This window comes from Sphingobacteriales bacterium (assembly GCA_016700115.1).
Taxonomy (GTDB): domain Bacteria; phylum Bacteroidota; class Bacteroidia; order Chitinophagales; family UBA2359; genus UBA2359.
The window spans coordinates 3,540,320-3,562,682 of the sequence record CP064999.1 but is presented as its reverse complement, the minus strand read 5'-3'; the positions used below and the strand labels follow the sequence as shown (position 1 = coordinate 3,562,682).

Sequence of the window (22,363 nt, the reverse complement as noted above, 5' to 3'; positions counted from 1 at the left end):
ACGGTTTAGAAGTTAAAGTTAAGGTTAAACCCAACACTTCTTGTTGAAGGTAATTGTCCAAATTCCTGACCTTGTTCACTCGTATTGCTGCTAAAGCCGGTTTCCGGGTCAATATGCGGTGCATTGCGGTGCAAAATAGCAAGGTTTCGTCCTACAAAACCAATTGATGCGCCTTGGAATATATTTCTGTCAAACCATTTATTAGGCAAATCAAACGTCAATACTACCTGACGCAACTTGACAAATGAAGCATCAAAAACCGAACCTTCAGCTACTGCGTTACTATAAGCTGCTTTGTTGTAGCTTTCAGCACGAACAACTACGTCATTGGTAACATAATTCGGAGAATCTGAAGCCCCGATATTCATTACCCCATCTCCTACAATACCTGTTTCACGACCGATTAAAGTTTCTTGTAAAACACCGGCATAACGTCCCCAGGTAGTTGTCATTGAATATATTGAACCGCCTTTTTTAGCATCAAACAATGTACTTAAGCTGACAAATTTGTATTTGAAATTAAGATTTAACCCGCCTGTCCAATCAGGTTGAATATCTCCTAATACTTTATAAGTAGGATCAACTTGAGGCAAACCGTTTACGTGAATAATCTGTCCGTCAGGAGATCTGAGATAACCGGGACCAAATAACACACCGTAAGGCATCCCTTCACGGGCTTGTAAGGTAACGTTCCATTGACCTCCCAATGTAAGGGCTTCCAAACCACCCAATGAAACCACTTCGTTATTGTTTTTTGCCCAATTGATTGAGGCATCAAATGTGAAATCTTTGGTTTTAACGATGGTTGCACCCAATTGAAGTTCAACGCCTTTGTTAGACATTTCACCAATGTTCTGAAGAGCAAAAATATAACCTGAACTTGCTGAAACCTCAACCGGAACAATCAAATCCTCACTGGTTTGGTTATAATAAGTTGCATCTATACGCAATCTATTTTTAAAGAAGCGTAAATCGGCTCCAAGCTCAATTCCCGAAGTTGTTTCAGAAATCAAATTTGGATTATTGAGCTGTTGAGGGTTGAAAGGAAGTGAAGTGTTACCCCATCCATCTTCTCTAAATTGAAAGACCTGTTGTAAACTGTAAGGATTAAGTACCCCAACACCACCAACTTTAGCCCAGCCACCTCGTACTTTGGCAAAAGAAAGTATGTCAGAATTCATATCCAACAAGTCCGTAACAACAACGCTAAGGGTTGCTGATGGATAGAAGAAAGAATTATTATCAACCGGTAACACACTTGCCCAATCGTTACGCCCTGTTAAATCTAAATAAATGGCATCTTTAATCCCGATTTGAGCAAAACCGTAAACGCTATTGATTCTGTTTTCTTCTCTTTTATTGGTAAGAACTACGGGAACTCCAGATTTAATGTTAGCAAGATTGTATAGATTTGGCAACTCTAATTGAGGAGCTTCTCCTGTAAGAATATGATATTTTCTATCCATTCGGTTAGCACCTATACTAGCACTCAATTCTACTATATCATTGGCTACACGTTTGTTAAAACTAAGCAAAACATCAGAGTTGGTTTCAGTGTAGGTTCGGGAAATTTCCCGATAGTAACCTTCCTGAAACTCGTTACTTCCAATTGCTTTTTGTTCAGTAACTAAAGATGACCAATAATCTGTCCCTGTTTTAGCCGACAAAGTCAGGAAGTCTGTAATTTTATAAGAAAAATTAACATTTCCTATAATTCTGTCTTTGTTGAGTTTATTCAGGTTGTTGTCCAAAACCCAATATGGGTTATTCTGAAATACAGTATTCCAGTTTAGTGGTGTGCCTTCAGCTGCTGTTCCTACAGGAGATAATGGCAAGTTCTCATAATCTTTTAACAATGAAAAGTCAACATTTCTTCCTGACCAAATCATTTGTTGAACAGGATTTTCGTTGTCATAACCTCCAGTAGGTAAGTTATCACTTTTTGACTTTGTATAGTTTATAGTAAGACCCGCTTTAACTCTGCTGGAAATGTTAAAATCTGTTCCTCCTGACACATTATACCTTGTATAATCGGTATTTGGAACTATACCTTTTTGATTCATGGTTCCTAATGAAAGACGATATCCCAACAAATTATTACCCCCAGTAAATGAGATATTGTTGTTGTTGGTTACTCCTGTGTCGTAGAAGTCTTTAATGTTATCAGGTTGAGAAACCCAAGGCAGTGGTTTTCCGTCATGTGCATAGCTGTTCCATTGAGTAAACTCCAAACCGACATCTAACGGGGGACCCCAACTTTCATCCACTCCTCCGTCATCCGTAGATCCGTTATACCATTCAAAGAAATTTGGATCGGGGCCTTGCCCGTAAGAGTTTTGAAAATCTGGCAAAACCAAAGGTTTTTCAAAAGTAGTAGAAGAGTTAAATGAAACCCCAAACCCTCTTTTACCTCCGGCTGTTCCTTTTTTGGTTGTAATAACGATAACTCCGTTAGAAGCACGTAAACCATACAAAGCAGCAGCATTAGGACCTTTGAGAACAGTAATTGAAGCAATATCATCGGGGTTAATATCTGCTACGCCATTAGGCATATCAAATCCACCGCCATCTCCTGCTGTACTGTAGTTGGTGTTGTCAATTGGGATTCCATCCACAACAAACAGAGGTGAACTTGTTCCGGTGATAGAAGATGCTCCTCGAAGTACAATTCGTGAAGATGCACCTACTGCCCCTGAACTGTTGTTAATTTGCACACCTGCAACTTGTCCGCTTAAAGAGTTAATCAAGTTAGGCTCTCTTGCCTTAACAAAATTTCCTCCATCTAACTCCTGAGTAGCATAGCCTACTGCTTTTTGAGCTTTAGTGATGCCCAATGCAGTAACTACCACCTCATCAAGCACTTCTCCTTCTTTTAAGGCAACATCCACTACATTGGAAGAACCGCTTAGTGAAACGGATTGAGGTTCGTAGCCTACAAAAGAGAATGTCAGCGCATTGCTGCCTGAGGGGACTTGCAAACTATACTTTCCATCAAGGTCAGTAACAGTTCCTGTTGTAGTCCCTTCAATCAAAACGTTCACCCCTATCATAGGGTCGCCCGTATTGGCATCCGTTACTTGTCCTGTAATCATGCGTTGGGCAAATAACTGCCCTGATGCAATTGTTGCAAACAGGATGAGTAAAAAAATCTTTTTCATACGTACATGGTTTTGTTAATAAATAATGTTTGTTTATTCGCTACCTAAAAACTTGGCCAATTTAGGTATCTTTTGTTTACAAAGTAGTGTTTGAATTATTTTTTTCTTACTCAAAAAACTTTTCATACTTTAATTGTTTCTAATTAACTGCCTTAAATAAAGTTGAATAGTATTTTCTAAACCGTAATATAAGGAGTCACAAATTAATGCATGTCCTATTGATACTTCTAATAAAGTTGGTATGTTTTTTATAAAAAACTTAAGATTGTCCAAATTTAAATCATGACCGGCATTAAGACCTAATTTCAGTTCAGATGCTGTTTTAGCAGCTTCAATGTAAGAATTAACAGCAATAGAAGGGTTTCGATAAAATTCTTCAGCATAGGGTCCGGTATAAAGTTCCACTCTTTGAGCACCTGTATGAGAAGCATGTTTTATCATTGTAGAATCGGTTTCTATAAATAAGGAAACTCTGATACCTGAATTGTTCATTTGTTCAATAATAGGTCTTAGGAAATTTCCATATTTGACAGTATTCCAACCTGCGTTAGAAGTAAGGGCATCCGGTGAATCTGGTACTAATGTACATTGATCCGGTTTGACTTCCAATACCATTTTTATAAAATTTTCGTCCGGATATCCTTCAATGTTAAACTCTGTTTTTACCACAGATTTTAGATCGTAAACATCTTTGAATTTAATATGCCTTTCGTCTGGTCTTGGATGTACGGTTATTCCCTCAGCACCAAATCTTTCACAATCTTTTGCTATTTGAATTAAATCTGGCAAATCCCCCCCCCTCGCATTGCGTAATAATGCTATTTTATTAATATTAACGCTTAACCGTGTTTTTTCCATGAAATAAGTAATATCCCCTTTTTAGTTTACCTGAAATTAACCAAGTTAAATTACCTTTTTACTTTACCTATTAAAGAAATTACAATTTCAGGGCAAACTTATTAATTTTTCCAACTAAAAAATAAAAGGGATTCGTTTTTAACAAATCCCTTTTATAAATTATGAAACAAAAAATTAATGATGATTAAATGGTCTTAAAGAAACTAATTGCTGTGTAACTCACTGATCATCAGTTTAGAAACTCAAACATTATTTTAATAACGATAGTATTCTGGTTTATAAGGACCTTCAGGGGTTACACCAATATATTGTGCTTGCTGCGATGTCAACTCATCTAATTCAACTCCAATTTTAGACAAATGAAGCCTTGCAACTTTTTCGTCCAAATGCTTGGGTAGTACATAAACTTTGTTTTCATATTTATCCGAATGATTCCAAAGTTCCAGTTGAGCTAAGACTTGATTGGTAAATGAATTAGACATAACAAAAGAAGGATGTCCCATTGCACATCCAAGATTGACCAATCTACCCTCGGCTAAAATGAGAATATCCTTACCATCAATTGTATATTTATCAACCTGAGGTTTAATTTCCACTTTAGTATGACCATAATTACTATTGAGCCATGCCATATCTATTTCATTATCAAAATGACCTATGTTGCAAACTATAGCTTTATCTTTTAACAATTTAAAGTGTTCTTCAGATACAATATTATAGCAACCTGTAGCAGTTACTACAATATCTGCACGAGGTATAGCATTAATCATTTTTTTAACCTCATAGCCATCCATTGCTGCTTGTAAAGCACAAATCGGGTCAATTTCAGTTATTATTACTCTTGCACCTGCACCACGCAAAGATGCAGCCGAACCTTTTCCAACATCCCCATAGCCGGCTACAACAGCAACTTTACCTGCCATCATAATATCAGTAGCCCGTCGAATGGCATCTACTAAAGATTCTTTACATCCGTATTTGTTGTCGAATTTAGATTTTGTCACCGAATCATTTACATTTATGGCAGGCAAAGGCAATGTTCCTTTTTCTATCCTTTCATATAATCTATGAACACCAGTGGTTGTTTCTTCAGAAATCCCTCGTATGTTTTTTACCAACTCAGGATAGCGATCAAGAACCATATTAGTTAGGTCACCTCCATCATCTAATATCATATTTAATGGTCGGTCATAGCTTCCAAAAAACAAAGTTTGCTCAATACACCAATCAAACTCTTCGTTGCTCATTCCTTTCCATGCAAATACCCCACCATGTTTAGCGGCAATTGCAGCAGCAGCATGATCCTGGGTTGAAAAAATATTACATGAAGACCATTTTACTTCTGCTCCTAATTCGATGAGCGTTTCTATTAAAACGGCAGTTTGAATAGTCATGTGCAAACATCCGGCAATTCTTGCTCCCTTAAAAGGTTTTTGGTTTTTATATTCTTCACGCAAAGCCATTAAGCCCGGCATTTCGGCTTCTGCCAATTGAATCTCTTTTCTCCCCCACTCCGCCTGTGATATATCTTTGACTTTGAAAGGGAGATTTAAATCTACTGATGACGTTACAGTATTCATTTGCGAATTTATGTTTATTTAAAATTTGAATTTAGTTTAAAAGCATAAAAATCCGTTCAGAATTCAAATAAAATGATTTTGAACAAACCTACTTCACTTAACAATTTTTGGAAACAAAGGTTGGTTACAATTTAAGTTTATCGTTAAATAGTAAAACTATCTAAAAATGAAGTATTAAAGTTTCCTTCTCTAAATTGTTGGTTTTTTAACAGCTGTTGATGAAAGGGAATCGTAGTTTTGATACCTGTGATAAAAAACTCGTCTAAAGCCCTACTCATTTTGGTGATAGCTTCATCTCTTGTAGCAGCCCTACATATCACTTTAGCCAATAGTGAATCATAATAAGATGGAACTGTATAACCGGCATAAATATGAGTATCTACTCTTACTCCATGTCCTTTGGGAGTATGAAGTTCACCTATTTTCCCTGCGTTCGGTCTAAAATTGTTTTGCGGATCTTCTGCGTTGATGCGACACTCAATTGCATGTCCGTTTGGGATATATGAGCGACCTGAAATAGGAACTCCGGCAGCAATTTTAATTTGTTCTTTGACAAGGTCGAAATCCATTACTTCTTCCGTAACAGGGTGTTCTACCTGAATACGGGTATTCATTTCCATGAAATAAAAGTTTTTATATTTGTCCACTAAAAATTCAATTGTACCAAGGCTTTCATACTGAATTGCGTCAGCTACTTTAATAGCTGCTTTTCCCATTTTTTGACGTAGTTTTTCGTCCACAAAAGGAGAAGGGGCTTCTTCCACCAATTTTTGGTGCCTTCTTTGGATACTACAATCTCTTTCAGATAAATGACAGACTTTACCATATTGATCTCCTGCAATCTGAATTTCAATATGCCTGGGTTCTTCAATAAATTTTTCGATGTAAATACCATCATTGCCAAAAGCTGCAAATGCTTCTTGTCGGGCAGCGTTCCAGTGTTTTTCAAAATCGTGTTCACTCCATACAATTCTCATCCCTTTACCACCTCCACCTGCTGTAGCCTTCAATATAACCGGATATCCGATTTCTTTGGCGATAGATTTGCCTTCTGAAATATCATTTACTAAACCATCTGAACCAGAAATTACAGGCACCCCGGCATTGCGAACGGTAGTTTTAGCTGTAATTTTATCGCCCATTAACCGAATCATTTCGGCTGTTGGGCCAATGAATTTTATATTGTAATCAGAACACACATCGGCAAACGAAGCATTTTCCGCCAAAAAACCATAACCAGGGTGAATAGCATCCGCATTTGTTATTTCGCAAGCAGCCATAATACTTGCCCGATTCAAATAGGATTTTGCACTTTGAGGAGGCCCAATACAAACTGCTTCATCAGCAAAACGGACATGTAAACTATCTCGATCTGCTGTTGAATAAACTGCTACAGTTTTAATGCCCATTTCTTTGCAGGTTCTTATAATGCGAAGAGCTATCTCTCCTCTGTTTGCAATGAGAATTTTTCTGAACATAAATAATTTACTAATTTACTTTAACAGGGAAACTCGCTGAAATTATTCAAGAATAGCTCGTTATACAGGCATGGCTTTTTTCAAGTTGATATAACTTAACTAAATATCAGTTAGTGCTACTTAATCGGATAATTAAGAATTCAAATACAAAAATCATGGTTTGATTTATACATTCTTTGAATTTATACCGGCTCTACTAAAAACAAAGGCTGGTCAAACTCAACAGGAGCAGCATCGTCTACTAACATTTTAACTATTCTGCCGTTAACTTCTGATTCTATTTCGTTAAACAGTTTCATAGCTTCAATGATACAAAGTACTGTGCCAGGATTAATTGTATCCCCAACTTTAATATAAGGTGGCGTATCCGGTGATTTTGACCGGTAAAATGTGCCGATCATTGGTGATTTAATTGTAATCACATTAGCCTGATTGTCAGAAGTGGCAACATCTTTTGATTGGTTGTTTGTCTGCTTTTCAGAGGTTGATGGCAATGAAGTTTGAGTATAAGAAGAAACCGGAGGAGGGGAAGATTGCAAAATAGGTGTTGCGTAATTAACCGGAAATTGTTGCATTTTAGCGATTTGATTTGCATCAAAAAAGTGTTTGGTCCTGATGCTTAATTTTATATCTTCGCTCTCAAGTTTAAATTCGCCAATATTACTTTCGTTAAGAAGCTGTATGAGTTCCTGTATTTGTTGAAAGTCCATAGAATGGTTAGTTTTCCCTTAGGGTGTTTGTTTGAAATTGGTTGAGCTAATATATCCGTTCAGGTTAAATAGATGAAAAGCGAACAACATATTGTCGGGTTAAAAACCGGCTTTTTCATTTAAAGCCGAATAATACAACAAAGAACCGACAAATATACTGTTCGCTTAAATATTTTTAAAAAAAGGAACCATCACAATTATTTTACTCTTTCTACATATTCTCCTGTTCTGGTATCAATTTTAATTTTTGTGCCTACTTCTACAAAACTTGGAACCGTAATGGTTGCGCCATTGTCAACTGTAGCAGGTTTTCTAACACTGTTGGCAGTATCTCCTCTTACAGCAGGTTCACTGTAAACGACTTCCATAATAACAAAAGGTGGTAATTCACAAATCAAGGGTAGCTCTTTATCTGATTGAAAGGTAATTTCGACAGGCATTCCTTCTTGTAAAAATTGTGGAGCATTTATCAATGGCTCTTGTAAAGTTACCTGATCAAAAGTTTCGTTATTCATAAAATGATAACCACTTTCATCATGGTACAAAAACTGATATTGACGTCGCTCTATACGTATATCTTTAACTGTATGACCTGAAGGGAAAGTTTTATCTACAATTTTTCCCGATTGAAGATTACGCAATTTTGTACGTACAAAAGCCGGGCCTTTTCCGGGTTTTACGTGTAAAAACTCGATTATTTGCCATGGACTATCATCAATTTCCATGCAAAATCCGTTTTTAAAATCTGCTGTACTAGCCATAAAACTATAGTTGAAAATTTAATCAATAATTACTGTTTTTATTTCAATAAGCCCACTTAATATAAACTGCTCCCCAGGTAAATCCGCCTCCAAAAGCAGCTAAAATAATATTGTCTCCTTTTTTGAGTTTGTTTTCCCATTCCCATAAACATAAAGGAATGGTGGCTGCTGTTGTGTTGCCATATTTATGGATATTGAGCATCACTTTACTATCATCTATATCCATTCTTCGAGCAGTTGCATCAATAATGCGCTTGTTTGCCTGATGAGGAACCAACCATGCGACATCCTTTCCTTCAAGACCATTTCTTTCCATTATTTCTGCAGAAACATCAGCCATATTGGTAACTGCAAATTTAAAAACAGTTTTTCCATCCTGAAAAACAAAATGTTCTTTGGCATCTATGGTTGCATGTGTAGGTGGTTTTAACGATCCTCCAGCTTTTTGATGCAAATAGGCACGACCTGATCCATCGCTTTTCAAAATATGATCTAAAATACCACAATCATCTTTAGAGGGTTCGACTAAAACGGCTCCTGCAGCATCCCCAAACAAAACACAAGTTGTCCTGTCTTCATAGTCTATTATTGACGACATTTTATCAGCACCCACCACAATAACCTTTTTATAACCTCCGGCAGAAATAAACTGTGATGCAGTTGTTAAAGCATAAAGAAATCCGGAACAAGCAGCAGCAATATCAAAACTTGGAATATCTCTAATTCCTACCTTATCACAGATAATATTTGCTGTTGAAGGAAAAATCAAATCAGCAGTTACTGTTGCACAAATCAGCAAATCAACTTCTTCTTTTTTAGTTCCTGTCTTTTCTAAAAGAGACTCTACTGCTTTTGCAGCCATATCAGATGTTGCCTTACCCTCACCTTTTAAAATGCGCCTTTCAGAAACTCCGGTTCTAACTTTAATCCATTCATCTGTAGTATCCACCATTTTTTCTAACTCAGCATTCGTCAGCACATAATCGGGTAAATATGCACTTACTCCTGTGATAGATGCAATAATTTTATTCATATACTTTGCAATTGTTTTGCTGTGATACTTGATAGATAAATATGGCAGAAAATTCGTTAGTTATAGGAATTGGAAACTCACAAGTATTTACCCGCGTTTAACTATTTTACAAATACAATGAAAAAAGCAAACCTATAGCAAATTGACGCTATAAGTTTGCATTTCCACCAATTTTAGTAAAGTAAGTTACTTAAATTATCCTGCAATTTCTTTTGCAATTGCTAATTTACCTCTATAAAAACCACATTCACTACAAACTCTGTGGGACAAAACAGGCGCACCACAGTTTGAACAATTAAGTACGTTGTGAACAACTGCCGTATAATGAGTGCGGCGTTTATCTCTTCTGGTTTTGGAGTGTCTGCGCTTAGGATGTGCCATAACTCTAATGATTTCGGTTTATGATAAACAATTTATTTAATGACTTTTTTTATAATGACTAATTAGACAGATTCATTGTCTAATCTATCTTTTAACTCTTTCAGAACATCCCATCTTGGGTCCTGTTTGTTTTCTGTATATTTTGCTTCTTTAGTTCCATTTAATTCTTGCCATTTTTGTAAAACTACCTGATCGCAAAGAGTTTTATCTTTAAGTACGACACATGGTATTCTTTTTGCAGGTAAACTCAACACTATAAACTCATAAACGAGTTGAGAGGTGTTCAAGCTGGTATCTTCACCGGAGATATAGACAATGTCTAAATCACGTTCGGCTTTTTCAGGAATACTTCCTACTGTTTTTACAAACACTTGATAGGAGGTTGAAACCGGTAAATCGGCAGCAACTAAACATCTGTCACAGTTAATATTGACAGTTCCTTCAAACGAAAAATCAAGAATAAACAGGTTATTTTTTTTTGTGAATAAAAGTTTTACATGTAAATCGCAATCGTTACATTCATTAAACGGCGCATATTCAAAATTTCGCAGAAAAGATTGATTTAATTGATATTCAAAAACATAACTTTCGTTTTGCAAACCAATAAACTGAATATCAAAATCTTCTAATCTGGAATTATAGTATTTTTCGGGTTTCAATGGAATGTTTCTTTTACGATTTTCCAATTTAGCGGGCAAAGGTAAGTCATTTTAAATAGTTAATTAACCTTTTTTAAATAAATTGTGTAAAAAAGCGCAAAGAAATCTTTTGAACATTACAGCATATCAGATGTTCGATTGTTGTTCAAATTATCTAACAATAGATCGAAATACTATGTGGACAGAACAAAACAACGAACTTGTACGTCATTTTGAATTTGCCAATTTTATTGAGGCTTTTGCATTTTTAACTAAAGTTGCAATAGTTTGTGAAAAACACAATCACCATGCTCATATCACCAATGTTTTTAACAAGGTAACTTTGCGACTGAACTCACATAGCGAAGGATATATAGTAACCCAAAAAGACCGAAATTTAGCGGCAAATATTGATAAACTTTTAAATTGACTGTGGTAAGTCCTTTAAAGCAATCTTTTATCAATTGACCATATATTATTCAAATGTCTTTATCTAATTGTAATTTATGAAAGAAATAATTGGGGTCCTTCTGGTTAATCTTGGAACACCCAATAGCTACAAAACTGCTGATGTACGCAAATATCTGAATGAATTTCTAACCGATGGTCGTGTAATAGATATTCCATGGTTACCTCGCCAACTTTTAGTCAAGGGAATAATAACACCTTTCAGGTCGGGCAATTCTGCGAAATCTTATAAAGAAATTTGGACTGAAAGAGGCTCTCCCTTAAAGTATATCAGTGAAGATTTGGCAGAAATTTTGCAAAAAGAACTTCAGAACAATGAATTTGATGCCCTACAATTTGAAGTTGTTTTAACGATGCGCTATCAACTTCCTGATATTGCTTCAAGTTTGGAAAAGCTTAGAAAAAAAGGCGTTTCTCATTTTATAATCCTTCCTCTTTTCCCCCAATATGCTTCTGCAACAACAGGTTCTGTTCATCAAAAAGTAATGGAGATTGTTTCTGGCTGGCAAACTATTCCTTCTATATCTTTTGTTCAAAGCTTTTTTGACCATTCTTTATTTATAGAAGCATTTGCTGCACGAGGACAAGAATATGATCTCAACCAATTTGATCATGTTTTATTCAGTTTTCACGGTTTACCAATTCGACAACTGCAAAAGGCTGATATCAATCATTTTTGTACCTCAAAAACCGATTGCTGTGAATCTTTTCATTTGAACAACAGGTTTTGTTATAGTGCACAATGTTGGGAAACAGCACGTTTAATTGCAGCAAAACTTCAGATACCTCGTTACAAATATACAGTTTGCTTTCAATCCAGATTAGGAAATGACCCTTGGATTCAACCTTACACTATTCAAACTCTTGAAAATTTAGCTAAAGAAGGTAAAAAAAAGATTCTTGTGTTTTGTCCAGCCTTTGTAGCTGATTGTTTAGAGACAATTTTTGAAATTGGAGTTGAATATCAGAAAGAGTTTAAAAAATGGGGCGGGGAAAAAGTCCAATTGGTCGAAAGCCTGAACATTCATCCTGTTTGGGTTAATGCCCTTCAGTCAATAATTTTGGAATATGTTCCTTATAGGTCAGGTTTATGATTTCAGTCATTTTTTTTATAGCGTATATGCCTTAATTTTGAACAAAAAGCTATCATGCTTAGGAGATTAATAACAGTGATGGTCTTATTTTTATTGACCTATAGCATAAACGCTCAATGCTGTATGCCCGGAAACCCTTCAGGTGGAACTACAAATCAGGGAAGTTTACTTCCTAAAGATTTAAGAGTAGTTGCCTTTTACCAGTTTTCAAACGGAAGTCACTTTTTTACCGGTTCACAAAAACAAAACTATAATTATATTGAAGGTGCTCATTATCATTTTACCGGCTTATCGGTAGCTTATGGAATTAATCCTAAATATACAATTGAACTCGAAACCGGTTATTTTAACAACCGAACTATCCGTTATAGCAAGCAAGGCTTAAAAGACAACTCTGTCAATCATTCAAAAGGATGGGGCGATTTTTCATTTTTAAATAAATATACACTTTACAAAAACCACCTAAATCATTGGGAGTTCACGCCAATGATTGGGTTAAGAATACCAACCCATTTACACCCAAAAACATTTGAAGGAGAAATTCTTCCAATAGATCTTCAGACAAGCACGCAATCTTTTGGGTTGTTAGGCGGGCTGTTTGTTTACAAAGGTTTAGCTAACAAAAAAACCCATTTATTTTTGAATAACCGGATTACTTATTCCTTTCCTAATTTTGATAAATATCAATTTGGCGTAACTTGGAACAGTGCTTTGTTTGTTTCTCATAACCTGAACCATCGCATTGCTTTTATTAGTCAAATAAGAAATGAATGGAGGCAAAAAGACAGTAAAAATGGATATTTCAAAGAAGCAACAGGCTCTGATGTGGTTTTACTAATACCCCAGATAAATTTCTCGGTAACTCAAAAATGGAATTTTTCAATTCTTGCAGAAGTTCCAGTCTATCATTATTATATTGGAACTCAACTTGCACGTAGTTTTTCTTTGGCTTTTGTACTAAACCGTTTGTTCCGTTTTTAATATTTGGGGGTTCAAACTATTGTTTGTATATCCAAAAAAATATGGATTTTCAAGTTAAAAAATCACTTCTTTAAAAGAAATAATGCGCCTTGGGGGATTTCTGGGAAATAAAAGTTTGCTTAACTGAAACTCTTACTAAATTTTTGTTCATCAAAATCTGTTTCATTTTTCTAATTGATATAAAAAATCAAACTTGATGGAGCAAAAAACACAGATATTAAGTTACCTTTGCGCACTCTAAAATTAAAATGCCCAAGTGGTGAAATTGGTAGACACGCCATCTTGAGGGGGTGGTACTCGAAAGGGTGTGCTGGTTCGAATCCAGTCTTGGGCACATAAATTTGGTTAAAAGCCGCTTTGTTTCAACGCAATAGCGGCTTTTGTTGTTTAACCCTATTCTTTTCAGTGCAAAAAAATTTTCAACCTAAAATAATACAATATTTATGCAAACAATCATTACTTATTTTGAACATTTAAATCCGGTTTATGCTGCTCTTTTAGCCACTCTTTTTACTTGGTTTTTAACTGCTGTTGGGGCCTCACTGGTTTTTTTCTTTAAAGATTTACACAGAGGGGTATTAGATACAATGTTAGGTTTTACCGGAGGAGTAATGTTAGCAGCAAGTTTTTGGTCGCTTCTCAATCCTGCCATTATAATGTCTGAAACAATGTATCCTTCAATGCCTTGGATGCCAGCTGCAGTTGGATTTTCGTTAGGAGGGTTGTTAATTTTCGGTTTAGACAAGCTTTTACCACATTTGCATATCAACTTTAAGAAAGACGAAACTGAAGGAGTTAAAACAAATTGGTACAGCACTACCCTATTAGTGCTTGCCATAACTTTGCATAATATACCGGAAGGTTTGGCAATTGGTGTTTTATTTGGAGCTGCTTCATTAGGAATGGATAATGCAACAACAGCCGGAGCAATTGCACTTGCTATTGGTATAGGCATTCAAAATTTACCAGAAGGAACCGCAGTTGCTGTTCCGTTACGTCGTCAAGGTATAAGCCGGTTGAAAAGTTTTTACTACGGGCAAATGTCCGCAGTAGTTGAACCTATTGCCGGTGTAATTGGAGCTGCTGCAGTTATTACTGTTCAACCTGTTTTGCCCTTTGCCTTGGCTTTCGCAGCAGGTGCAATGATTTTTGTAGTTATTGAAGAGGTAATTCCTGAAACCCAACGAGATAAATATACAGACGTTGCAGCTCTTGGGTTTATAGGTGGATTCTTAATTATGATGATATTGGATGTCGCGCTTGGCTAAAAATCAAATAAATTAAACGGGGCATATTCCTTTTTTTATATGCCCCATTATTATTGGTGTTTTAAATATTTCAATCTATCAATTGTTGAACGGCTTCGCCCGTAAGATTAAAAGTTACTTGTTTACCTTCTCCCTGAACATTTACATTCAAATAAATGGTACGGATTGGGAATGGGATGATAATTCCTTTTTTCCTGTACATGTTAAAGATTGCTTTGATTGCTTCATGTCTGGCGTTCAGATATTCAGATTGAATGTTGGTGAAATCTATCCAAAACCGAACAATATAATCAACCGAACTCTGAGCAAATTCGCTGAAAAAAAATTCTACATTTGAGTTTTCTTTCAAAAACGGCAACGCTGAGATAGCTTCCACCGTAGCTTCCTGAACTGATTGTAAATCTTCGTCGTAAGAAATACCTACAACAATTTCTATCCGCCTCATTCCTGATTTAGAATAGTTTACAACAGGATTTTCAACGATAGTCCTGTTAGGGAGGACTATCCATTTCCCACTGGGTTCAGATATAGTAGTTGACCTAAAGTCCATTTTCATCACATTTCCCGTATAGGAATTTGTTTCGACTAAATCGCCAATTGAGAAAGGACGTTTAACCGCTATAATTACTCCGGAAATAAAATTGATAATGAGATCTTGAAAAGCAAAACCTATGGCTAAACCTGCCAAACCTGCACCTGCTAATAATGAAGCTACTGCTTTGTCTAATTGAAGCACATTAAGTGCTACTGACAGCCCAATAAAAAAAACTATGACACTCAATATTCCGCTCAATATTCTACTGAGTGGAGCATTTTGGGTTATTTTACTGAGTAAACGATAGGCAAATTTTGCTATCACTTTGGTTAAAACCATGAACAAAAGCAAAACCAAACAAGAAAGAACCAAATTTGGCAACATATCAATCAAGCCATCCGACCATCCATTCAGCTTATTGATTATTCTGTCTGTTCCGGAAACAAGTTGGTTTGAGGCTTGTTTTATTCCATTTAAAGAATCCGATTGCATTATAATGTACATATTTGGTTATGTTATGCTAGATTATGATTACCAAAAAAAGTTTGAATTGACATTGTCTAAAAATCGCCAACTATTCGGTTATACTTAATTAAGGCATTTTTTGTGGATGAACAGAAGCATGAAACTAGTATTTTTGAGCAATCATTTTGGTTTTGAATTCAGAAGTGTTGTGAAACTCAATTTCCGGATAATCTCTTTTAGTACTTTCTAAAATCCAGGCAGTTTGAGCTAAAAAAACGGGATTGTTGTCTTTGTCGTAAGCTATGTAGTTAGATTTTCTATGTAAAAACTCTTCCATTTTTTTAGAGTCTTCTGCAGTTACCCATAATGCCTTAAACAATTCTAAATGTCTGAAACTGCATGCTGCTTTGTATTCATTGAGTAATCTGTGTTGTAAGACTTCAAACTGCAATTCCCCTACAGTTCCAATGATTTTTTTGTTTCCAATAGGTTGTATAAACAATTGTACTACTCCTTCGTCAGTCAGTTGGTGAATCCCTTTTTCTAATTGTTTGGTTTTCATGGGGTCTTCGTTAATCAATTCTCTGAATAGTTCCGGAGAAAAACTCGGAATGCCCGCAAACATAAGCATTTCACCTTCTGTCAATGTATCACCTATTTTAAATGTTCCTGAATCATATAATCCCACAACATCTCCCGGAAATGCATCATCAATCACACTCTTTTTTTGAGCCATAAAACTTGTAGGATTACTAAATCTGATTTCTTTATTGGTTCTAACCTGCAAATAAAATTTATTTCTTTCAAATTTACCGGAACATATCCTTAAAAAAGCTATACGGTCCCGATGTTTAGGATCAAGATTGGCATGAATTTTAAAAACAAACCCACTAAACTTGTCTTCGTCCGGGGAAACTATTCTGGTTGTAGCAGCTCGTGGAAGCGGAGGAGGGGCAATGTTTATAAAAGTATCCAATAACTCTTTTACACCAAAGTTATTGATGGCACTTCCAAAAAAAACAGGGGCGAGATAGGCTTCTCTGTATAAATCTATATTAAAAGGCTCATAAATATTTTCTATCAATTCAACATCGGAGCGCAGTTTATCGGCATCATCCTTACTTATGAACCGGTTTAAACTTTCATCATTAAGGTCTTTAATTGCCGTAGTTTCATCTTCAACAACTTGCAATCCCGGTGTAAACAATCGAAGCGTATTGTTAAAAAGATTAAAAACTCCTTTAAAATGAGTTCCCATATTAATCGGCCAACTTAAAGGGCGGGTATGAATATTTAGCTTTTTTTCCAGTTCATCCAGCAAATCAAAGGGGTCTTGACCGTCCCGATCTAATTTATTAATAAACACTATCACCGGTGTATGTCTCATTCGGCAAACCTCCATCAATCGCTCAGTTTGCTCTTCAACACCTTTTACACAATCAATTACTAAAATGACACTATCAACAGCCGTTAACGTCCTAAAGGTGTCTTCTGCAAAATCTTTATGCCCCGGAGTATCCAGAATATTGATAAGTTTTTCTTGATATTCGAAAGACATCACCGAAGTAGCAACAGAAATTCCTCTTTGACGTTCTATTTCCATAAAATCAGAAGTAGCTGATTTTCTGATTTTATTAGATTTAACTGCACCGGCAATTTGAATAGCCCCTCCAAACAACAATAGTTTTTCGGTTAGGGTAGTTTTTCCGGCATCTGGGTGACTAATGATCGCAAATGTTCGACGCTTGTTAATTTCACTTTGATACTTCATCAATTTTTTAAATAAGGTATATATAAACCGCAAAGGTAGTTAATTCACAGATTTAAAGGTTAATCATTAATAGGACTTAACCTATTGCGAAAAATTCTACGGCAAAAAAAATGAAAATTAGACAACCGTTTAAATTTATTGTAATTTAGCCCTAAAAACAGGCAAACTACTATGTCTATTGGACTTTTAATATTAATATTAATCTTAGGTTTGTTGTTGATCGTCATCGAAATTGTAGTTATTCCAGGGATAACATTTGCCGGAATTTCCGGAATCGGATTAATCATCGTAACCATTTTATTAGCCTATATCAACTTTGGTTTTACTATTGGTAATTTGGTTTTAGCCGGAAGCTGTATTACCAGTTTTTCAATATTTTTTATCGGATATAAATTTTTTAATTTCAAGGGTATCGCTTTAACTAAAAAACTTTCGGAAAGCATAGTAAAACCTTCTCATAACGAAATCAATATCAAAATTGGCGATAATGGAGTAGCTTTCGGAGACATTAAACCACAAGGAAACGCTATCATAAACAACCGTTCAATTATAGTAAAATCCAAAGGTGAATTTATTCCTGATAACACAGAAATAGAAGTCATTGAAGTAACTCATACCTATGTAGTTGTAAAACCCAAAGTTCTAAATAATTAAAAACAACCCTTATGGACATTTTATATATCTTAATTATTGCGGTATTAATCATCATTGCTTTAGCACTTTTTTTATATTACGTGCCCCTTATGCTTTGGGTATCAGCAGCAGCAGCAGGTGTTCCAATATCTTTAATTCAACTTGCTTTGATGCGTTTGCGTAAAGTAGATCCTATTGTTATTGTCAATGCATTAATCACTGCTACAAAAGCGGGAGTTAAGGTACATAGGGATGAATTAGAAGCCCATTATTTAGCTAAGGGAAATGTTCCGTTGGTGGTTTCTGCACTTATTTCGGCAAACAAAGCGAATATAGATTTGGATTTTAAATTAGCAACAGCCATTGATTTGGCCGGAAGAGATGTATTTGATGCAGTTCAAACTTCTGTGAACCCAAAAGTTATTAATACTCCTCCGGTATCAGCAGTTGCAAAAGATGGGATTCAACTGATTGCCAGAGCAAGGGTAACCGTAAAAGCAAATATACGGCAACTGGTCGGAGGTGCCGGTGAAGAAACCATCATTGCAAGAGTTGGTGAAGGAATCGTTTCTACTATCGGATCGTCAGACAGTCATAAAAAAGTACTTGAAAACCCAGATTCAATTTCAAAATTAGTTTTAGCCAAAGGTCTTGATTCGGGTACAGCTTATGAAATTCTTTCGATTGATATTGCTGATATTGATGTTGGTAAAAATATTGGTGCAGAATTGATGATTGATCAGGCAAATGCAGATAAAGGGGTGGCTCAGGCACTCGCAGAACAAAGACGAGCTATGGCTATTGCATTAGAGCAGGAAATGCGGGCTAAAGCCGAAGAAGCAAGGGCCAATGTGATACAATCTGAATCGGAAATTCCGCTTGCCATTGCAGAAGCCTTTAGGAATGGCAAATTAGGGATCATGGAATATTACCAGTACCGAAACCTGAAAGCGGATACCGAAATGAGAGAATCGCTTTCTCACTCCTACCATCATTTACAACCGGGAGGAGATTCAAATGTTCAAAACGATACAGACGATGCAGGTGAAGATATTAAATAGTTCAGCGAAATTAAAACTTTTTTCGATGACAAAAGATCTGTCTTAAGCAATCTTCATTTTATTGCCAATTTTGCTTAATATTCCTATATTTAAGTGCTGAAAATCATTGACATTAACATTTAAACCAAATTATATGGTCTGTTATTAGTCTTTTGACAAACAATTATGAAGGTATTAACTGTTACTGTCTATTGAACGACCATTTTAGAACCAACCAAAGTTTGCTGTTGCTCGTTCAGTGAGTCAAGAAGCTATCTTAAAATATTTTGCAAAAATGTATCGAATCATACTTTTTACTTTTTTTCTTTTTCTATACAGTTATGGGTCTTCACAAACCATGTTTGAGCGAACTTATGGACAACCCAGTTATAACGAACTGGCTGTTTCTCATATACAAACCTCTGATGGTGGATATGCCTTGTTAGGTTATTCGGCAAGTTACGGCAACGGTAGCTATGACATCATATTAGTGAAAACTGACCTTTACGGGAACCAACAATGGCAAAAGAACTTTGGAGGAGAGTTGGATGATCTTGGCGTTGCCCTTCAACAAACTGCTGATGGGGGTTATATCTTATTAGGCAAAACCGGCACAACATTACTTCATGATATTCTTTTAATTAAAACCGATCAGGGAGGAAATGAGCAATGGTCAAAAGTATATGGTTCATCCGAAATCAATGAAGAAGCAACTGAACTGATGATTGATACTGATGGCGGGTTTTTGATTCTGGGAGGCAATCCAAATTTTTACCTATTAAAAACAAATGCTTCCGGAGATTTTTTATGGGATAAAAACTATTCGAATACTTACCTCGCAGGTCAATCTCTTCAAAGAACAACTGATGGCGGTTTGATAATTTGCGGGAGTTCTTTTGATACAATGGGGGGTACTGTTATGTTAATTCTCAAAACAGATGGAGTTGGTGAAACACAATGGATACAAACTGTTGCAGATTCTCCTTCTACTTTATACAGCAATCAGATTTTCGGGAAATATGCACTTCCACTGACAGACGGAGGATATTTAGCAGTTGGTTTTACTCAAACAGATGGTTTTTTTAAAATAATTACCCATAAAACCAATCCATCCGGTGGCGAGGTCTGGACAAAAGTGTATGAAGTGAACGAAACATTCAGCACAGTATATGGACTTTACAGAGCAATTCCCAATCAGGTTGTTCAAACATCTGAGGGTGGATTTGTACTTGGCGGTTGTTATAGAATGGTTTCCGGAAATCAGGCTTTTATCTGGCAAATCAACAGTATCGGACTTTTGGTTTCAGAATTGTTACTTGAGGTAGGCATTTTACCTCATACTAATGTAAGCAATTTTGTACAAACTACAGATGGTAATCTTACTATATCGGGATATACATCAGGGTTAGAAACCCCCGGGTATGATGCCCTGTTGCTAAAAACAGACTTAAGCGGGAATCAGATTTGGGCAAAAACTTATGGCGAAAACGGAAACCTTAACAATGAATGGGGATATGCTATCTGGCATAACGAAATTGAAAACACCTATTTACTTGCTGGTCAAACCAACAGCTTCAGTTTGGATGGAAATGAGAATATCAGTTTAATAAAAGTAGATTCCAACGGAGATGAAATCTGGCAAAAAGAATATGATTTTCAAAACAATAACGATGCAGCCTGGGGAATCGCTCCTGCCATAGATGGTGGATATGCCTTGTTTGGTTATACTACGTTTCCTTCAGGTAATAGCGATATGTATTTGCTGAAAATTGATACCGAAGGCAATAAATTATGGGACAAGACATGGAATTTTTCAAGCGACAACAGGGGTTGGAACATTAGCGCAACTCCTGATGGCGGTTTTGTAGTAGTTGGGCAAGTCAGTGATACTTTAGGTGCAAGTGTTTTGACTTATCTGGCAAAACTGAACAGTGATGGCGATATACAATGGGATCAATTATATGGGCTCTCCTCTTCTGTTTGCTACTCCGTTAAACCCGTATCAGACGGAGGATATATTTTAGCAGGAAGAAACAAACAAATTGTTTCCGGCACATCAACTTTAGCCTACTTACTGAAGGTAAACAACACAGGACAGGTTGTTTGGGAATTTTTTACAGGAAATTCGCCATGGTCCCGCTTGTTTGATGTTACGGAAACCTCATCAGGCACATTTATGGCTGTTGGAACGAAATTAGACAGTAATTTACAAAATGCAAAAATGCTCCAGGTCTATATCAATGGCGGAGGTGGATTGATATGGGAAAAAACTGTTGACATTCCCGGATATAACTTTGGTAATTACAAAGTTCTCAAAACAACGGATGGTAATTTTGCTTTCCTGGGAAATGTAGAACTTCAGACCGAACCTCTTGACAGACGTGGATATCTGCTCAAAACCGATGTTTATGGCAATGAAATCTGGAGTAGATATTATGGAGAGACTATAGGTGTTGGCACGGTTTTATACGATGCCGTTTATCATTTGAATGACTGGGGTTTTGTCCTTTTTGGAGGAATACAAACTAAGGGAACAACCAACGACTTTTATCTCATTAAAACTGATTATACCGGTCAAACACCTTTCACTTTTACCGGCACTTCCGGCATTGACAATACGCTTGCTTCCAATAATTCCACCTTAAAAGTTATTCCTAATCCCAATCAAGGAAGCTTTAAACTTCAACTGCCGGAAAATTTACCAATAAACGAAACTATCCGGTGTTGCATTTTTAACACTTTTGGACAAAAGATTTTCGAAATACCGATTTTGGCCAATCCTTTGCATCAAAAGTTAGATATTGAATTGCCGGTTAATATCAAAAAAGGGCTTTATTTAATCCGGATCCAAACAAATTCCATGATTTGGCAATCTAAAATGCTCATACATCCTTAAACAATTTGACCGGTTCAATCCCTTTTTTTCAATTGCAATTTAGTCTTATTCTACTTTCTTATTGACCTGCCAATATTGATAAACAATCAATTTTATAGGTTTTCTAAGCTAAATTGATCAATAAAGATGCCATTCGATAAGTCTGTTGAAATACAAATTTCAATATAATTTTCCGGAGCAAAAAACTGATATTTCTTTCTCACCCAATTAGTATCGGTATTTTCAAACCTAAGTTCTAAGTTTTGTTTGGCACAAATTGACACAATCAACGTGGCAATATTGGGGTTTTCGGGCGAAGGTATTAGCTGAGGTATCTTGCAATAAAAACCTATTTCATACTGTAATCCCTTTTCTAAACATTGTATAGGGCAACGCACTGTTGTATTCGCAAGAAACATGGCAGAATTTCCTGAATACGCATCTCCTTCTTTTAGAATTGCAGTATCTCCATAATAATCCTGATGCCAGTTATTGACAAAACAGGTAATGTCTTCAAAATCTCCACAAAAGATATTGCAAGACTGCACAACATCCTTTTGGCAAGAAAACAATAAGCACAAAACAGATAAAACAGCAATAACGGGATAAAAATAAAAGACTTTTCGTTTCTCCATT

The 22,363-nt window shown here is 36.0% G+C and carries 19 protein-coding genes and 1 tRNA gene; 8 read left to right on the top strand and 12 right to left on the bottom strand.

The features are described from left to right. Positions 1-5 precede the first annotated feature (5 nt). The 9 genes from IPM47_12795 to IPM47_12755 form a co-directional block, all read right to left on the bottom strand. A complete protein-coding gene (locus IPM47_12795; protein ID QQS27756.1) occupies positions 6-3,158 on the bottom strand; it encodes a SusC/RagA family TonB-linked outer membrane protein in 3,153 nt (1,050 codons plus the stop codon). A 129-nt stretch (positions 3,159-3,287) separates the two neighbouring features. Further along, a complete protein-coding gene (locus tag IPM47_12790; GenBank protein ID QQS27755.1) occupies positions 3,288-4,016 on the bottom strand; it encodes a pyridoxine 5'-phosphate synthase in 729 nt (242 codons plus the stop codon). Positions 4,017-4,270: 254 nt separating this feature from the next. Further along, positions 4,271-5,596 (bottom strand): adenosylhomocysteinase, encoded by a 1,326-nt coding sequence (locus IPM47_12785; GenBank protein ID QQS27754.1) that lies wholly within the window; start codon positions 5,594-5,596, stop codon positions 4,271-4,273. A 143-nt stretch (positions 5,597-5,739) separates the two neighbouring features. Then, positions 5,740-7,074, bottom strand: a complete 1,335-nt coding sequence (gene accC / locus IPM47_12780) for an acetyl-CoA carboxylase biotin carboxylase subunit (GenBank protein ID QQS27753.1) — start codon at positions 7,072-7,074, stop codon at positions 5,740-5,742. 182 nt (positions 7,075-7,256) lie between these two features. Then, entirely contained in the window at positions 7,257-7,784 is a 528-nt protein-coding gene (gene accB / locus IPM47_12775) for an acetyl-CoA carboxylase biotin carboxyl carrier protein (GenBank protein QQS27752.1), read from the bottom strand. A 197-nt stretch (positions 7,785-7,981) separates the two neighbouring features. Next, on the bottom strand, positions 7,982-8,545 hold the full coding sequence (efp, locus tag IPM47_12770; protein ID QQS27751.1) for an elongation factor P: 564 nt from the start codon (positions 8,543-8,545) through the stop codon (positions 7,982-7,984). A 43-nt stretch (positions 8,546-8,588) separates the two neighbouring features. Beyond that, complete coding sequence (locus IPM47_12765) at positions 8,589-9,578, bottom strand: ketoacyl-ACP synthase III (GenBank protein ID QQS27750.1); 990 nt, start codon at positions 9,576-9,578, stop codon at positions 8,589-8,591. Positions 9,579-9,773: 195 nt separating this feature from the next. Beyond that, positions 9,774-9,959, bottom strand: a complete 186-nt coding sequence (rpmF, locus tag IPM47_12760; GenBank protein QQS27749.1) for a 50S ribosomal protein L32 — start codon at positions 9,957-9,959, stop codon at positions 9,774-9,776. 62 nt (positions 9,960-10,021) lie between these two features. Then, positions 10,022-10,657 carry a DUF177 domain-containing protein gene (locus IPM47_12755; protein QQS27748.1) on the bottom strand — a complete coding sequence of 212 codons (636 nt, stop codon included), beginning with the start codon at positions 10,655-10,657 and terminating at the stop codon, positions 10,022-10,024. Positions 10,658-10,793: 136 nt separating this feature from the next. On the opposite strand from IPM47_12755, the gene IPM47_12750 reads away from it, so the two are divergent. The 5 genes from IPM47_12750 (at position 10,794) to IPM47_12730 (ending at position 14,408) form a co-directional block, all read left to right on the top strand. Continuing rightward, on the top strand, positions 10,794-11,027 hold the full coding sequence (locus IPM47_12750; GenBank protein ID QQS31466.1) for a 4a-hydroxytetrahydrobiopterin dehydratase: 234 nt from the start codon (positions 10,794-10,796) through the stop codon (positions 11,025-11,027). Positions 11,028-11,103: 76 nt separating this feature from the next. Next, positions 11,104-12,159 (top strand): ferrochelatase, encoded by a 1,056-nt coding sequence (gene hemH, locus IPM47_12745; GenBank protein ID QQS27747.1) that lies wholly within the window; start codon positions 11,104-11,106, stop codon positions 12,157-12,159. A gap of 54 nt (positions 12,160-12,213) precedes the next feature. Continuing rightward, entirely contained in the window at positions 12,214-13,140 is a 927-nt protein-coding gene (locus IPM47_12740) for a hypothetical protein (GenBank protein QQS27746.1), read from the top strand. Positions 13,141-13,390: 250 nt separating this feature from the next. Further along, positions 13,391-13,474, top strand: a tRNA-Leu gene (locus IPM47_12735). 109 nt (positions 13,475-13,583) lie between these two features. Then, complete coding sequence (locus IPM47_12730) at positions 13,584-14,408, top strand: ZIP family metal transporter (GenBank protein ID QQS27745.1); 825 nt, start codon at positions 13,584-13,586, stop codon at positions 14,406-14,408. Between the two features lie 70 nt (positions 14,409-14,478). On the opposite strand, the gene IPM47_12725 is transcribed toward IPM47_12730, so the two are convergent. Continuing rightward, positions 14,479-15,447, bottom strand: a complete 969-nt coding sequence (locus IPM47_12725) for a mechanosensitive ion channel (GenBank protein ID QQS27744.1) — start codon at positions 15,445-15,447, stop codon at positions 14,479-14,481. Between the two features lie 124 nt (positions 15,448-15,571). Continuing rightward, positions 15,572-17,179 carry a peptide chain release factor 3 gene (locus IPM47_12720; GenBank protein QQS27743.1) on the bottom strand — a complete coding sequence of 536 codons (1,608 nt, stop codon included), beginning with the start codon at positions 17,177-17,179 and terminating at the stop codon, positions 15,572-15,574. 171 nt (positions 17,180-17,350) lie between these two features. Between IPM47_12720 and IPM47_12715 the strand changes: the two genes are divergently transcribed. From IPM47_12715 to IPM47_12705, 3 genes are all read left to right on the top strand, one after another. Next, the gene (locus IPM47_12715) at positions 17,351-17,833 is read left to right on the top strand and encodes a hypothetical protein (GenBank protein QQS27742.1); all 483 of its coding nucleotides are present in this window, start codon (positions 17,351-17,353) and stop codon (positions 17,831-17,833) included. Between the two features lie 11 nt (positions 17,834-17,844). Continuing rightward, a complete protein-coding gene (gene floA, locus IPM47_12710; GenBank protein QQS27741.1) occupies positions 17,845-18,873 on the top strand; it encodes a flotillin-like protein FloA in 1,029 nt (342 codons plus the stop codon). A 274-nt stretch (positions 18,874-19,147) separates the two neighbouring features. Then, positions 19,148-21,748 (top strand): T9SS type A sorting domain-containing protein, encoded by a 2,601-nt coding sequence (locus IPM47_12705; GenBank protein QQS27740.1) that lies wholly within the window; start codon positions 19,148-19,150, stop codon positions 21,746-21,748. Positions 21,749-21,840: 92 nt separating this feature from the next. Here IPM47_12705 and IPM47_12700 read toward each other — a convergent pair whose 3' ends face one another. Next, a complete protein-coding gene (locus IPM47_12700; GenBank protein ID QQS27739.1) occupies positions 21,841-22,362 on the bottom strand; it encodes a hypothetical protein in 522 nt (173 codons plus the stop codon). Between the last annotated feature and the right edge of the window lies 1 nt (position 22,363).